Source organism: Micromonospora sp. NPDC049275, assembly GCF_043197115.1.
Lineage (GTDB): Bacteria > Actinomycetota > Actinomycetes > Mycobacteriales > Micromonosporaceae > Micromonospora.
This window is the reverse complement of record NZ_JBICSN010000001.1, coordinates 875,210-889,462: the sequence shown is the minus strand read 5'-3', so window position 1 is coordinate 889,462 and position 14,253 is coordinate 875,210. Positions and strand designations below refer to the sequence as shown.

Below are 14,253 nucleotides of genomic sequence, written 5' to 3'. Positions count from 1 at the left end.
TCCGCCTCGTTGAACCCGTCGGTACGGCGCTGGTCCACGACCCGCCGCACCGACCCGCACCCGAGCGAGGTAGGCGAGACGGATGACGACGATCGGTTCAGAGAACCTCACCAACGGTCCGGGTAAGCCGGAGCGTTTCGGTGGCAAGTACCGCGGGGCGCGTCGGGACACCGTACTGACCGAGGTGGTCTCGACCGACCAGGAGTTGAACGGGCGGGAGATGTCGGCCCCGGAGGGGGGCGAGGCGCCGCTCTCGCTGCCGTCGCTGGACCCGAACCCCCTGGTCGAGCCGTCGTTCCCGGCGACCGGCTGGCCGCTGGAGCCCAGCGGTTCACTTGCCGACCACCCGCTGCTGCGCGGCCTGCTGCTGGAGTTGCCGCCGAAGGGCAGCATCCCGCCGCCGGGCTGGCTGGACCGCTGGTTCGAGGCGACGCGGGCGATCCTGGAGTTGCTATACGTGCAGGGGGCCGGCCGCTCCCGCTGAGCGGGACGTGGCGGGCTGGGCCCGCTCGGTGAGCTGGCTGTGCCGCAGCGCGTGTCGCACGCCGATGGCGGCCACCGCGAGTGCGCCGACGGTGATCGCCGGCCCGGTGACCCCGGGCTCGGCGCCGAGGTCCGCACCGGCCGCCGCGATCACCGCCGGCAGCGTCGCCAGGGCTGTCACCTGCAACGGCAACCCGACGAGCGGGTGTGCGGCGGCGGCGCGCAGCCCGTGCGGGGCGGGCGTCCCGGGCGCTGTGTCGAACGCCCCGGCGCCGGCCCACAGACGGCGGATCCGTCGTACGGAGCAGGCGGCCACCACGATCGCCGGCCCGGTGGCGAGGGCGAGCCCGGCGGCGGCCCGGTCCACCGGCGCGGTGCCGCCGCTGAACAGCCCGCCGATGGACACCGCCGCGACGAGCGCCACGCCGGTCAGCGCGAGCGCCAGCAACCATCCGGTACGCCGACGCAGCGTACGTGCGTCGCGCAGTTGGGGCAGCCGGTCGGCCAGGACCCCGGCGGCCAGCCAGATGGCGGCGACCGGCAACAGGATGGTGAGCTGACTCTCCATGTCGGAGAGTCTTTCCCGAATCGACGTGCGGCAAATCCGGGCCGGACCCTCGTTGACCCCGGAAGCCGAGCCCGTAGGGGGCATCCCATTGGGGTGATGGACGTTTCGGCATGTTTATCTGCCCCGCCTCATCGATCTACCCTCAGCCTGATCGGCATCTGTCGATAGATGTGGTACCGGTGGTCGCGCTTCGCCGCCGGTCGGAGGGAGGTAGGAAGATGGGTCTTCCACGCAGGTCCGTACTGGTCGGGGTGGCCGCCGCGACCGTGTTGGCCGTCGGCACCCCGGCCCTGGCCGCCGAGCCCGTCGGCGTGGTCCGGGAGGCCGGCGGAGCCACCGCCGTGCCGGACAGCTACATCGTCGTCCTCAAGGACACCGCAGTGGCCTCCAGCCGGGTCGGTGACACCGCCCAGCGACTGACCGGCCGGCACGGCGGACGGGTCGCCCGCACCTACGGCACGGCGCTGCGTGGCTTCGAGGTCACCGTCAGCGCCAAGGCGGCGGCACGGATCGCCGCCGACCCGGCCGTCGCGTACGTCGAGCAGAACCACACCGTGTCCATCTCCGGAACGCAGGCCAACCCGCCCTCCTGGGGCCTGGACCGCATCGACCAGCGCAACCTGCCGCTGGACAGCTCCTACACCTACCCGAACACGGCGAGCAACGTGCACGCCTACATCATCGACACCGGCATCCGCTTCGCCCACAACGACTTCGGGGGCCGGGCCACCTCCGGCTACGACTCCGTGGACGGCGGGTCGGCCGACGACTGCAACGGGCACGGCACGCACGTCGCCGGCACCGTCGGTGGATCCTCGTACGGGGTGGCCAAGGGCGTCCAGCTCGTCGCCGTACGAGTGCTGAACTGCTCCGGCAGTGGCACCAACGCCGGCGTGATCGCCGGTGTCGACTGGGTCACCGCGAACGCGATCAAGCCGGCGGTGGCGAACATGAGTCTCGGCGGCGGCGCCAACAGCTCGCTGGACACCGCCGTCCGAAACTCGATCGCCTCCGGCGTGACGTACGGCCTGGCGGCCGGCAACGACAACGGCGCGAACGCCTGCAACACCTCGCCGGCGCGGACCACGGAGGCCATCACGGTCGGGTCGACGACCAGCTCGGACGCCCGTTCGTCGTTCTCCAACATCGGCACCTGCCTGGACATCTTCGCGCCGGGCTCGTCGATCACCTCGGCCTGGTACACGAGCAACACCGCGACAAACACGATCAGCGGCACCTCGATGGCCACCCCGCACGTGGTCGGAGCGGCAGCCCTGGTGGCCAGCGCCAACCCGAGCTGGACCCCGGCGCAGGTGCGCAACCAACTGGTGGCCAACGCGACCCCGAACGTGGTGACCAACGCGGGCTCGGGCTCGCCGAACCTGTTGCTCTACGTGGGCAGCGGCGGCACCACCCCGCCGCCCACCGGCTGCACGGGCACCAACGGCACCGACGTGTCGATCCCGGACGCCGGTGCGGCGGTGACCAGCCCGATCACCATCTCCGGCTGTGGCCGCAACGCCTCGTCGGCCTCCACGGTGGCGGTGAACATCGTGCACACGTACCGCGGTGATCTGGTCATCGACCTGCTCGCCCCGGACGGCAGCGCGTACCGGCTGAAGAACAGCAGCACCTCGGACAGCGCCGACAACGTGAACACCACGTACACGGCAAACGTGTCCGGTGAGGCCGCCGACGGCATCTGGCAACTTCAGGTGCGCGACACCTACTCGGCCGACACCGGCTACCTCAACTCCTGGACCCTCACCGTCTGACCGCCTCCGACGAGCGAGGCCCCGCCCGGACATCCGGGTGGGGCCTCGTGTCGTACCGAAAAGGGGTCAGACCGCGAAGGTGGCCGGCCGCTCGGTGGCCGGGGCCGGCGGGCGGGCCTTCCACATGCCCGTCTTCTGACCGGCGAGGCGGGTCAGGTAGGCGGGGTTGAGGATCACGTAGCGGCGCCAGAGTCGTTTCGGCTCCAGACCGAGCCGCCAGAACCACTCCAGGCCGGCGCGCTGCATCCACGGCGGGGGCTGGCGCAGCAGCCCGGCGTGGTAGTCGAAGGCCGCACCGACAGCCATCAGCGGCATGTCGAGCAGCGGGCGCATGGCGTACGTGAAGACCTCCTGGCGCGGGCAGCCGAGCCCGACCAGGACGAGCCGGGCGCCGCTGGACCGGATCCGGTCGGCGATCTCGGCATCCTCGCCCGGCTGGACCGCGCGGAACTTCGACGGCTCCACCCCGGCGATCTTCAGCGCGGGGAACATCCGCTCCAGCGCCGGGATGAGTTTGGCCAGCGTCTCCTCGGTCGAGCCGTACAGGTAGACCGGCAGGCCCTCGTCGGCGAAGCGGGAGAGCACGTGCAGGGTCAGCGTCGGCCCATAGACACGGTCCGTGAGCCCGGCGTGGTGCAGCAGGTTGAGCGCCCAGCGCACCGGCTGCCCGTCCGGGGTGACCACGTCGAACGAGTTGAGCCGGGCATTGTGCGCCGGATCCAGCACACCTGTCATCACGCCGTGCACGGCCAACGCGGTGAGCGCGAGCGGCCGGCGCTCGTGCGCCGCGGTCACCACCGCGTCCGTCGCCGTGGCGTAGTCGGTGGCGTCGACCAGGACGCCGAGCACGTTGCGCTTGGTCCTGGACGTCATGACTGCGGCACCCACTTGTCCACGTTGGCCTCGTAGATCTCCCGCAGGATCATCGGCACGTCGTACGTGATCTTCCACTCCGGGTACTGCTCCTCGAACCGGGCCATGCTGCTCACGTACCACTGGTGGTCGCCGGTGCGGTTCTGCTCGACGTAGTTGATCTGCGCCTCGCGGCCGGTGATCTCCTGGGCGATCGCGAACGCCTCGATGTGCGAGGTGTTGGAGTGCCGGCCGCCGCCGAGGTTGTAGACCTCGGCGGAGCGGGGCGCCCGGAAGAACGCCTCGAACGCGGTCAGCACGTCGTGCGAGTGGATCGCGTCGCGGACCATCTTGCCCTTGTAGCCGAACAGGTTGTACGTCCGGCCCTCCATCACGCAGCGCATCAGGTAGGCCAGGAACCCGTGCAACTCGGCGGCCGAGTGGGCCGGGCCGGTCAGGGTGCCGCCCCGGAAACAGGCGGTCTTCATGTCGAAGTAGCGGCCGTACTCCTGCACCATCACGTCCGCGGCGACCTTCGAGGCGCCGAAGACCGAGTGCAGCGAGTGGTCGATCGACATCTCCTCGGTGATGCCCTGGTACCAGCGGTGGTCCTCGGGCAGCTCGTACCGGGTCTCCAGCTCGATCAGCGGCAGGCTGTTGGGCCGGTCACCGTAGACCTTGTTTGTCGAGCAGTGGATGAACGGCGCCTCGATCGCGTGGCGACGGGTGTTCTCCAGGATGTTGAGCGTGCCGCCGGCGTTCACGTCGAAGTCCGTGTACGGCTCCTTGGCCGCCCAGTCGTGGCTCGGCTGCGCGGCGCTGTGGATCACCACGGCGATGTCCGAGCCGTACTTCTTGAACACCTGCTCCAGACCGTCCCGGTCCCGGATGTCCACCGGGTAGTGGGTGTAGGAGCTACCCAGGTCACGGCCGAGCTGTTCCAGGCTCCACGAGGTGGAGCCGTCCTCGCCGAAGAAGTACCGCCGCATGTCGTTGTCGATGCCGACGACGTCCAGGCCGAGGCCGGCGAAGTGCCGGACCGCCTCGGAGCCGATCAGACCACCAGACCCGGTCACCAACGCGACACTCACACGCCACTCCTGGTCCATCGGAGGCAGAAACCATCGGAGCATAGCGTGATGCCCGGCACGCCCCGAATATGACGGAAGGGCCCCGCATCTCGCGGAGCCCTCGTCTTTTGGTGGGGATGGGGGGAGTTGAACCCCCACGCCCTTTCGGGCACACGGACCTGAACCGTGCGCGTCTGCCATTCCGCCACATCCCCGTGGCACGACCCGGAACACTCTAGCCGCCCCGAACCCGCTGTCACCAACGGGCCCCGGGAATACTACGCTGTCCCAGTCGCTCGCCACGAGCGGTTACCGTTCGTGGCGGACGAAAGATTAGCACGGCGGTCCCGGTCCCTCCGAGCGGGCCCGGAGCAGCCGGCCGAGCGGCGTGTGAGCTGCGCGCGCGCCGGCCGGATACCATCATGTCCTCGGGACCCGAGGAGGAGCCGGTGAGCGTGCTGCAACGCTTCGAGAAGCGTCTGGAAGGCCTGGTCGAAGGGGCCTTCGCCAAGGTCTTCAAAGGGGTGGTCCACCCCGTGGAGATCCTCAACGCCATGCAGCGGGAGGCCGAGGCGCACAAGGCGATCCTGGCCGGTGGGCGCACGTTGGTGCCCAACCGCTACGTGATCGATCTCTCGCCGTTCGACCACAGTCGTCTGGCGCCGTACGCCGCCGCACTGGCCCAGGAGCTGGCCCAGTCGCAGGCGGAGTTCATCGGCGAGCAGGCCTGGACGGTCTACGGCGACGTGATCGTCGAGATCGAGCGGGGCGAGGGCCTGGACACGGGAATGTTCCGCGTCACCGCCGAGGTCTACACCGGCGGCGAGGTCGCCCCCGTGTCGGCGCCCGGCTACGACGCCGGCCCGCCCGCGTACCCCGCGTACGACCAGGGTGGCGGCTACGGCCCGCCGCCTGGGCACGGTGGCGGCCGCAACGTGCGGCTGGTCTCCGGTGACGGACGCACCTACCCGCTCCAGATGGGGTCGACGGTGATCGGTCGCGGCGACCAGGCGAACCTGCGCCTGCCCGACGTCGGCATCTCCCGGCGACACGCCCGGCTGGATTTCGACGGCGGCCAGGTTGTGCTGACCGATCTGGGCTCCACCAACGGCACCATGGTCAACGGGCAGCGGGTCTCCGCCGTCGCCCTCAACCCGGGTGACATGGTCCAGCTCGGCACCACGACGCTGACCTTCCGCGTGGACGGCTGAGCCGCCTTGCCGGCACTGGTCATCACCGTTGCCCGGTTCGGGTTCCTGATCCTGCTGTGGATCTTCGTGTTCACGGTGGTAGGCGTGATCCGTCGGGATCTCTTCGCGGGGGCCCGGTCCGGTCGCCTGGTGGCGGCACCACGCGCGGTTGGCGCCTCGACGGGGCAGGCGGCCAAACCGGCGAAGGTGAAGCGGGGCAGGGCGGCCCACCAGTTGGTGGTCACCGCAGGTCAGCTGGCCGGCACCCGCATCACCCTCGGTGAAGCGCAGATCACCATCGGTCGGGCCGAGGATTCCACGCTGGTCATCACCGACGACTACGCCTCCGCGCGGCACGCGAGACTCGTGCCGCGCGAGGGCCAGTGGTACGTCGAGGACCTCGGCTCGACTAACGGCACGTACCTAGATCGCGCTAAGGTCACCGGACCAACCCCCGTACCCCTCGGCGTGCCGATCCGGATCGGCCGCACTTCCCTCGAATTACGGCCATGACTCTGACCCTGCGCTATGCGGCCCACAGCGACCGCGGTCTGATCCGTGACGGCAATCAAGACTCCGTCTACGCCGGGCCGCGGCTACTCGCCGTTGCCGACGGCATGGGCGGCATGGCCGCCGGTGACGTCGCCAGCAACATCGTCATCGGTGCCATGGCGCCGCTCGACGAGGACGTCCCAGGGGACGCTCTCGTCGACGCGTTGCGTTCGGCCGTGGGCACCGCCAACCAACAGCTCCGCGACACGGTGGATGCCAACCCGCAGTTGGAGGGGATGGGCACCACGCTGACGGCGACCCTCTTCTCCGGCAGCAAGCTGGGGATGGTCCACATCGGCGACTCGCGGGCCTATCTGCTGCGCAACGGTGAGTTCTCCCAGATCACCAAGGACGACACGTACGTCCAGATGCTCGTCGACGAGGGCCGGATCAGCGCCGAGGAGGCCAGCAGCCACCCGCAACGGTCGCTGCTGACCCGCGCCCTGGACGGCCGGGACATCGACCCGGAGTACTCGGTGCGCCAGGTGCTGCCCGGCGACCGGTACCTGATCTGCAGCGACGGCCTCTCCGGCGTGGTGAGCGCGGAGACCATCGGCGAGAGTCTGCGGGAGTACACCGATCCGCAGCAGTGCGTCGAGCGGCTGGTGCAGCTCGCGCTGCGCGGCGGCGGTCCGGACAACATCACCGTGATCATCGCCGATGCCACCGACCACGACATCGTCGAGGCGACCCCGATCGTCGGCGGCGCCGCCGCCCGGGACCGGGGCATGGCCACCTCCGCCGACGACTCGACCCCGGCCGCCCGGGCCTCGGCGCTCTCCGCGCCGCGCCCCGCCGCGCCCGAGGAGCCGGCGGCCGCCGATGACGAGCCGGAGCGCCGCAAGCACCGTCCGGTACGCACCACCGCCATGGCGCTGGCCCTCCTGGTCATCCTCGGCGGCGGGCTCTTCGGCGGCTGGACGTACACCCAACGCCAGTACTACGTGGGCGCCACCGAGGAGGGGCAGGTCGCCGTCTTCCGTGGCATCCAGGGGCAGATCGCGGGGATGGACCTCTCGACCGTGCACCGCACCAGCGGCACCCGGTTGGACGACCTCACCGTCGCCGCCCAGGACACGGTCAAGGTGGGCATCCGGGCCAAGAACGAGCCGGACGCCGAGCGCCAGCTCGCCGAGCTGACCAGCGACACCCCGAGCAACCCCAACCTGAAGCCGGTCTGCCCGCCCGACTCGGGCGCGCTGGTCGGCACGCCGACGCCCACCCCGAGCGTGACCCCGCCCGGGACGTCCCCGACGCCGAACGTCAGCCCCGGCGCCTCGGTGAACGGGGTCGTCAGCGCGAGCCCGACCAACGCGGCCACCACCGGCGGGCCCGATCCGACCACCACACCCGACGTCACGCCCTCCGACTCGGCACCGCCGGCGCTCGACCCGGCCGGCTGCCGGTCTCCCGAGTGAGCGTCGGCTGAGATCCCAAGGACTCCACCCGTGACCGTAGCGGCCACACCGGCACCCTCGCCCGCCACCACGGGCGGGGAGTCCGGCGTACGCCTGGCCCGGTCCCGACGGAACGCCGAGCTGTCCCTGCTGCTGCTGGCCATGGTGCTGGTGGCGGCGTACATGGCGACCGTCGAGGCGAACCTTCTGGACACGGTCACCCCGGATTTCTGGATGCCCGCCGCTGCCCTCGGCGCGGTCTTCCTCGGCCTGCACCTGGTCATCCGGTTCCTCGCCCCGTTCGCCGACCCGGCTCTGTTGCCGGCGGTGGCCCTGCTCAACGGCCTCGGGGTGGGCTTCCTGCGCCGAATCGACCTGGGCGATGCCGCCCCGGCCGACCGGGAGGACCTGGCGACCTTCGCCGGCATCGGCGGCCGGCAGCTCGCGTGGACGCTCGCCGCGGTGATCCTCGCCGCGGGCCTGCTCGCGATCATGCGTGACCACCGTTCGGTCTCCCGGTACGCGTACACCCTGGGGCTCGCCGGCATCGTGCTGGTCATGCTCCCGGCGGTGCTGCCGCGCAGCATCTCCGAGATCAACGGCGCCAAGCTGTGGATCCGGGTCGGCGGCTTCTCGCTCCAGCCTGGTGAGTTCGCCAAGCTGGCGCTGCTGGTCTTCTTCGCCTACTACCTGGTGCGCAAGCGTGAGGTGCTCTCGCTGGCCAGCCGGCGGTTCCTCGGCATCGACTTCCCGCGTGGGCGCGACCTCGGCCCGGTGGTGGTGGTCTGGCTGATCAGCCTCCTGGTGTTGGTCTTCGAGAAGGACCTGGGCACCTCGCTGCTCTACTTCGGCATGTTCGTGGTGACGCTCTACATCGCCACCGAGCGGGTCAGTTGGCTGCTGATCGGTCTGCTCCTCTTCTTCGGCGGCGCCTATCTCGCGTACGTCCTCGGCTCGACGGTCGGTGGTCCGTTCGCCAACTTCTACCTGCGCGCCGAGATCTGGCTGGACCCGTTCGCCGACCCGACCGACAAGGGCTACCAACTCGTCCAGGGTCTGCTGGCCCTCGGCACGGGCGGGCTCTTCGGCGCCGGGCCGGGCGGCGGTCAGCCGGACATCCTGCCCGAGGTGCAGAACGACTTCATCTTCGCCGGCATCGGTGAGGAGATCGGCCTGTTCGGCCTCTCCGCGCTGCTGGTGGTCTACCTGCTGATCGTGGAGCGGGGCCTGCGCGCCGCGCTCGCGGTCCGTGACTCGTTCGGCAAGCTGCTCGCCGGCGGTCTCGCCTTCACACTGGGCCTGCAGGTCTTCGTGATCGTCGGCGGCATCAGCAAGCTCATCCCGCTTACCGGCCAGACCACACCGTTCCTGTCCGCCGGTGGCTCGTCGCTGATGGCGAACTGGCTGCTCATCGCGGTCCTGTTGCGCGTCTCCGACGGGGCGCGACGACCGGTGACGGGTAGTTCCGGCAAGGCGAGCCGGCCCTCGGGCGGCTCGCCCGAGCAGTTGCATGGTGCTCCCACGGAGGTGATCAAGCCGTGAACGCACCCCTGCGCCGTGTCGGCATCGTCGTCATGGTCCTGTTCGGTCTGCTCTTCGCGAACCTCAACTGGATCCAGGCCTACAAGGCTGATGAATACCGCACCAGCGACTACAACGGCCGGGTCCAGGTCGCCGACTACAAGCGCAAGCGCGGCAACATCGAGGCCGGCGGTACCGCGGTGGCCACCAGCAAGGAGACCACCGGCAAGCTGAAGTTCCAGCGCACCTACCCGGGTGGCGCGAAGTACGCGCACGTGCTCGGCTACAAGCCGGTCAACCTGGCCGACACCGGCATCGAGCAGGTGGAGAACGACTTCCTGGCCGGCACCAGCGACCAGTTGATCGGCGACCGTTTCAAGGACATGTTCACCGGCGACGAGACCGGTGGCGGCAACGTGCTGCTCACGCTCTCGAAGCGAGCGCAGGACGTGGCGTACGACCAGATGCGCAACAACCAGGTGGATGCGAAGCGCGGCGCGGCGATCGCCATCGACCCGCGGACCGGTGCGGTGCAGGCCCTGGTGTCGATGCCCAGCTTCGACCCGAACCCGCTGGTCAGCCACAACACGACCGAGGCCGCCGCCGAGATCAACAAGCTGGAGCAGAACCCGGACGGTCCGCTCAAGAACCGGGCCCTCTCCGAGACGCTGCCGCCGGGCTCCACCTTCAAGATCGTGGTCGCGGCGGCGGCGTTGGAGAACGGCGTCACGAAGACGACCCCGATTCCGGCCGGCTCCAGCTACACCCCGCCCACCTCGGGCACCCCGATCCGCAACGCCGCCGCGTCGATCTGCCCCGAGCCGCAGGTCACCCTGCTGGAGGCGGTCACCGAGTCGTGCAACACCGGCTTCGCGCAGCTCGGCGTGCGGCTCGGCGCCGACAAGGTCAAGGAGAAGGCCCGGCAGTTCGGCTTCGAGCAGGAGGACCTCACGGTCGGCCAGCTCGGCGAGGGCGGTCTGCGGACGGCGGCCAGCCGGACCGGCGACATGCTGAACCCGGACGGCAACACCGACCCGGCCGCGCTGGCCCAGTCCTCGATCGGCCAGAACAACGTCCGGATGACCCCGTTGCAGGGCGCGATGATCGCCGGAGCGGTCGCCAACGGCGGCAGCCAGATGCGGCCGTACCTGGTCCGGCAACTCCTCGCCCCGGACCGGACCACCAGCTACTACACGGCGAAGCCGAAGGACCTGCGTCAACCGGTAAGCGGTCAGACCGCCGCCGACCTGCGCGACATGATGGTCAGCGTGGTCCAGAAGGGCACCGGCCAGAAGGCGGCGATCAGCGGCTACACGGTCGGCGGCAAGACGGGCACCGCGCAGTCCGCCCCGGACCGACCCGACCACGGCTGGTTCATCGGCTTCGCACTGGACAAGAACGGCAACCCCATCTCCGCCGTGTGCGTGGTGCTGGAGCAGGCCGGCAGCGGCGGCAGCGCCGAGGCGGCCCGGATCGGCGGCCAGATCATGCGGGCCGCCATCGCCGACCCCGGGGGCCGCTGACATGCTCAGCCCCGGCGTCCAGCTCGGCAACCGCTACCGCCTCGACGAGCGGATCGCCAGCGGCGGCATGGGCGACGTCTGGCGCGGCACCGACCAGGTGCTCGGCCGGACGGTAGCGGTCAAGAGCCTGCTCCCCGCGCTGCTCGACGACCCCGACTTCGCCGAGCGGTTCCGCGGCGAGGCCCGGACGATGGCGACGATCAACCATCCCGGCGTCGTGGACGTCTACGACTTCGGCAACGACCAGCAGATCGCCTTCCTGGTCATGGAGTACGTCGAGGGCGACGCCCTGTCGTCCACGCTGAGCCGGGTCGGTCGGCTCACCCCGGCCCGGACCATGGCGCTTGTCGCGCAGGCCGCCGACGCGTTGCACGCCGCGCACGAGAAGGGCATCGTGCACCGCGACGTGAAGCCGGGCAACCTCCTGGTCCGGCCGAACGGCACGCTGGTGCTCACCGACTTCGGCATCGCCCGCTCCGACATCGTCGGCCAGCTCACCGCCGCCGGCTCGGTGCTCGGCACCGCCTCGTACATCTCTCCGGAGCAGGCCACCGGCCAGGTGGCCACCCCGGCGTCCGACGTGTACGCGCTCGGCGTGGTCGCCTACCAGTGCCTCGCCGGGCGGCGACCGTTCGAGGGCGACAACCCGCTCGACATCGCCATGCGGCACGTCCGGGAGACGCCCCGGCCGCTGCCGTCCGACATCCCGCCGCAGGTCCGGGCAGTGGTGGAACGGGCGCTGGCCAAGGATCCGGCCGCCCGCTGGCCGACCGCCGCCGCCCTCGCCGGGGTGGCCCGCCAGCTCAAGGCCGCCCTGTCCCAGCAGGCTCGCGCAGGTGGTCACTCCGGCCCGGTCTCCGTCGCGCCGTCCTCACCCGCCGCTCCGGGGCGGGCTCAGGTGCCGCAGGCGCAGCAGCTCCGGCCGCCGGGCTCCCCGCACCGGCAGCCTCCCGTCGGGCAGCGCCCGACCGCTGTCGCGCCGGCCCAGCAGCCCCGCCCCACCGCCGTCGCACCGGCCGTACCGCACGCGCGGCCGCCGGCCGGCCCGGCCAACTACCCGCGCGGTGCCGCCTCGGTGCCGCCGGCGCAGACCCGACAGGAACACCAACCGGCGTACGCCCGGCAGGCCGGCCCGGCGCTGCCGGCGCCCGAGCCGCGCCGGTCCCGCCCCGGGATGGTGCTCCTCGCCGTCCTGCTGGCCTTGCTGGTCCTGCTCTGCTCCGGCGTGATTTCCTACAACCTGCGCAAGCAGAGCCAGAACGGCGCGGCCGGGACGCCGGCTGGACAGACCGTGACGTCCGGCGCGCTGCGGCTCGACGGACGCGACGATGCGACCCGGACGTCGTACCGTCGTGAGGTACGACTCCGGCCGGGTGACGGCGGGACGACGACGAGCGAAGGACGACAGACGCGATGACAGCGCAGGCCCGCCTGCTCGGTGGCAGGTACCAGGTCGGCGAGCTGCTCGGCTATGGCGGCATGGCCGAGGTGCACCGCGGTCGCGACCTCCGACTCGGTCGGGACGTCGCGATCAAGATGCTCCGCACCGACCTCGCCCGGGACGCGACCTTCCAGATGCGGTTCCGCCGGGAGGCGCAGAACGCCGCCTCGCTCAACCACCCGGCGATCGTGGCGGTCTACGACACCGGCGAGGAGACCGCACCGACCGGCGAGACGCTGCCGTTCATCGTCATGGAGTTCGTCAACGGGCGGACGTTGAAGGAGGTCCTCGGCGCCGAGGGCCGCCTGCAGCCCCGCCGTGCGTTGGAGATCTGCGCCGACATGTGCGCGGCGCTGGAGTTCAGTCACCGGCACGGCATCATCCACCGGGACATCAAGCCGGGCAACGTCATGCTCACCCAGACCGGCCAGGTCAAGGTGATGGACTTCGGCATCGCCCGCGCGCTGGCCAGCGGTGCGACCACCATGACGCAGACCAGCGCGGTGATCGGCACGGCCCAGTACCTGTCGCCGGAGCAGGCGCGCGGTGAGGCAGTGGACGCCCGCTCCGACGTGTACGCGGCCGGCTGCGTGCTCTTCGAGCTGGTCTGCGGGCACCCGCCGTTCGTCGGGGACAGCCCGGTCAGCGTCGCCTACCAGCACGTACGGGAGACTCCGCCGACGCCGAGCGACATCAACCCGGACGTCACCCCGGCGGTCGACGCGATCGTCCTCAAGGCGCTGTCGAAGAACCCGCTCAACCGCTACCAGAGCGCCGGTGAGATGCGGGCCGACCTGCTCCGCGCCGCCGCCGGTCGACCGGTGCTGGCCACTCCGGTGCTGCGCGAGGCCGAGACGGTGGCGATGGCCCCGGCCGGCGGCGGTGGCTACGCGCCCGCCGCCACCGGGCCGCAGACCCGGCAGGTTCCGGCCCGGGTCGGCGACCCGCGCCAGCGCAAGGCGTCCTCCTTGCTGATCGCCCTGTTCAGCGGGGTCGGCGTGCTGGCGGTGATCGCCCTGGTGGCCGCCCTGCTGTGGAGTCAGCAGGGGGACAAGGACCTGAAGTCGGTGCCGGACCTCGCCGGACAGACGCGGGACGCCGCGTTCACCGAGATCAGCAGAGCAAACCTCAACCCGGTGCTCGGCGAGCCGCTGCTGAACAGCACCTGCGCCGAGGGCACGGTGGTGGGCCAGAACCCTCAGCCGAACGCTCGCGTGAAGCAGGCCAGCACGGTCACGATCCAGCTCTGCGGCGGCAAGCCCGACGTGGCCGTCCCGCCCGGCCTCGAGGGCAGCAAGGAGGAGAGCGCCGTCGCTCGCCTCAAGGAGGTCAAGCTCGACGCCACGGTCAAGCCGGTTGACAGCCCGGAGAGCGAGGGCATCGTCGTCAAGGTCAACCCGCCGTCGGGCCAGAAGGTGCCCGAGGGCACGAAGGTGACCCTCGAGGTGTCGAAGGGCAACGTTCGTGAGGTGCCGGAGGTCGTCGGGCTGAGCGTGGACGAGGCCACGCGCAACCTGCGCAACGCTGGCTTCGTGGTGAGCATCCAGGCCGGCCCCGAGGTGCCGGCGGACCAGGCCGGAAAGGTCACCGACCAGAGCCCGAACGGCAAGGAGAAGAAGCCGCAGGGCACCAAGGTGATCATCAAGGTGAGCCAGCCGGAGGAGGTCGAGGAGACGCCCAGCCCGCCAGGGACGCCGACGCCGACGCCGAGCGGCACGCCGACGACGCCGGGCACCGGTGGTGGCTCCGGCCAGCCGATCTTCCCGCCGCCGATCCGGCTTCCCGAGGAGTAGTCGTCCGCGCCTGGGCGCGGCGCTCTCGGTCAGTCGGCCGGCCGAGGGCGGCCCGCTGGCGACGGCGCCTCCGGTGGGGAGCTGCGCT

The 14,253-nt window shown here is 71.0% G+C and carries 12 protein-coding genes and 1 tRNA gene; 9 read left to right on the top strand and 4 right to left on the bottom strand.

The genetic code is table 11. The features are described 5' to 3' along the window. Positions 1-82 precede the first annotated feature (82 nt). Positions 83-484, top strand: coding sequence for a hypothetical protein (locus ACGFIE_RS04195; RefSeq protein ID WP_363680928.1), 402 nt, complete (start codon positions 83-85; stop codon positions 482-484). Here the strand turns inward: ACGFIE_RS04195 and ACGFIE_RS04190 are convergent. Then, complete coding sequence (locus ACGFIE_RS04190) at positions 452-1,051, bottom strand: hypothetical protein (RefSeq protein ID WP_393290792.1); 600 nt, start codon at positions 1,049-1,051, stop codon at positions 452-454. The genes ACGFIE_RS04195 and ACGFIE_RS04190 overlap by 33 nt on opposite strands. Before the next feature lie 218 nt (positions 1,052-1,269). Between ACGFIE_RS04190 and ACGFIE_RS04185 the strand changes: the two genes are divergently transcribed. After that, on the top strand, positions 1,270-2,826 hold the full coding sequence (locus ACGFIE_RS04185; protein WP_393290790.1) for a S8 family serine peptidase: 1,557 nt from the start codon (positions 1,270-1,272) through the stop codon (positions 2,824-2,826). A gap of 66 nt (positions 2,827-2,892) precedes the next feature. On the opposite strand, the gene ACGFIE_RS04180 is transcribed toward ACGFIE_RS04185, so the two are convergent. The 3 genes from ACGFIE_RS04180 to ACGFIE_RS04170 all read right to left on the bottom strand — a co-directional run bounded on the left by ACGFIE_RS04180 (position 2,893) and on the right by ACGFIE_RS04170 (position 4,963). Next, on the bottom strand, positions 2,893-3,699 hold the full coding sequence (locus ACGFIE_RS04180) for a WecB/TagA/CpsF family glycosyltransferase (protein ID WP_393290788.1): 807 nt from the start codon (positions 3,697-3,699) through the stop codon (positions 2,893-2,895). Further along, on the bottom strand, positions 3,696-4,811 hold the full coding sequence (locus ACGFIE_RS04175) for an NAD-dependent epimerase/dehydratase family protein (protein WP_393290786.1): 1,116 nt from the start codon (positions 4,809-4,811) through the stop codon (positions 3,696-3,698). The genes ACGFIE_RS04180 and ACGFIE_RS04175 overlap by 4 nt, the downstream gene beginning before the upstream one ends. Before the next feature lie 66 nt (positions 4,812-4,877). Further along, a tRNA-Leu gene (locus ACGFIE_RS04170) sits at positions 4,878-4,963 on the bottom strand. 207 nt (positions 4,964-5,170) lie between these two features. Between ACGFIE_RS04170 and ACGFIE_RS04165 the strand changes: the two genes are divergently transcribed. The 7 genes from ACGFIE_RS04165 to pknB are packed head-to-tail and all read left to right on the top strand — an operon-like array spanning position 5,171 to position 14,165. Beyond that, complete coding sequence (locus ACGFIE_RS04165; protein WP_007454122.1) at positions 5,171-5,959, top strand: DUF3662 and FHA domain-containing protein; 789 nt, start codon at positions 5,171-5,173, stop codon at positions 5,957-5,959. 6 nt (positions 5,960-5,965) lie between these two features. Then, positions 5,966-6,451 (top strand): FHA domain-containing protein, encoded by a 486-nt coding sequence (locus tag ACGFIE_RS04160; RefSeq protein WP_363680935.1) that lies wholly within the window; start codon positions 5,966-5,968, stop codon positions 6,449-6,451. Further along, the gene (locus tag ACGFIE_RS04155) at positions 6,448-7,908 is read left to right on the top strand and encodes a PP2C family protein-serine/threonine phosphatase (protein WP_393290784.1); all 1,461 of its coding nucleotides are present in this window, start codon (positions 6,448-6,450) and stop codon (positions 7,906-7,908) included. The genes ACGFIE_RS04160 and ACGFIE_RS04155 overlap by 4 nt, the downstream gene beginning before the upstream one ends. A gap of 30 nt (positions 7,909-7,938) precedes the next feature. Continuing rightward, on the top strand, positions 7,939-9,429 hold the full coding sequence (locus ACGFIE_RS04150) for an FtsW/RodA/SpoVE family cell cycle protein (protein ID WP_363680938.1): 1,491 nt from the start codon (positions 7,939-7,941) through the stop codon (positions 9,427-9,429). Further along, complete coding sequence (locus ACGFIE_RS04145; protein WP_393290782.1) at positions 9,426-10,931, top strand: peptidoglycan D,D-transpeptidase FtsI family protein; 1,506 nt, start codon at positions 9,426-9,428, stop codon at positions 10,929-10,931. The genes ACGFIE_RS04150 and ACGFIE_RS04145 overlap by 4 nt, the downstream gene beginning before the upstream one ends. A 1-nt stretch (position 10,932) precedes the next feature. Continuing rightward, positions 10,933-12,348 (top strand): protein kinase, encoded by a 1,416-nt coding sequence (locus ACGFIE_RS04140; RefSeq protein WP_393290780.1) that lies wholly within the window; start codon positions 10,933-10,935, stop codon positions 12,346-12,348. Further along, positions 12,345-14,165, top strand: coding sequence for a Stk1 family PASTA domain-containing Ser/Thr kinase (pknB, locus tag ACGFIE_RS04135; protein ID WP_393290778.1), 1,821 nt, complete (start codon positions 12,345-12,347; stop codon positions 14,163-14,165). The genes ACGFIE_RS04140 and pknB overlap by 4 nt, the downstream gene beginning before the upstream one ends. Positions 14,166-14,253: the final 88 nt, after the last annotated feature.

Excerpts from the sequence above, each read along its gene's own strand:
- ACGFIE_RS04175 (WP_393290786.1), bottom strand. The coding sequence starts at position 4,811 with ATGCTCCGATGGTTTCTGCCTCCGATGGACCAGGAGTGGCGTGTGAGT.
- ACGFIE_RS04185 (WP_393290790.1), top strand. The coding sequence starts at position 1,270 with ATGGGTCTTCCACGCAGGTCCGTACTGGTCGGGGTGGCCGCCGCGACC.
- ACGFIE_RS04180 (WP_393290788.1), bottom strand. The coding sequence starts at position 3,699 with ATGACGTCCAGGACCAAGCGCAACGTGCTCGGCGTCCTGGTCGACGCC.
- ACGFIE_RS04165 (WP_007454122.1), top strand. The coding sequence starts at position 5,171 with ATGTCCTCGGGACCCGAGGAGGAGCCGGTGAGCGTGCTGCAACGCTTC.
- ACGFIE_RS04140 (WP_393290780.1), top strand. The coding sequence starts at position 10,933 with ATGCTCAGCCCCGGCGTCCAGCTCGGCAACCGCTACCGCCTCGACGAG.
- ACGFIE_RS04155 (WP_393290784.1), top strand. The coding sequence starts at position 6,448 with ATGACTCTGACCCTGCGCTATGCGGCCCACAGCGACCGCGGTCTGATC.
- ACGFIE_RS04195 (WP_363680928.1), top strand. The coding sequence starts at position 83 with ATGACGACGATCGGTTCAGAGAACCTCACCAACGGTCCGGGTAAGCCG.
- pknB (WP_393290778.1), top strand. The coding sequence starts at position 12,345 with ATGACAGCGCAGGCCCGCCTGCTCGGTGGCAGGTACCAGGTCGGCGAG.
- ACGFIE_RS04190 (WP_393290792.1), bottom strand. The coding sequence starts at position 1,051 with ATGGAGAGTCAGCTCACCATCCTGTTGCCGGTCGCCGCCATCTGGCTG.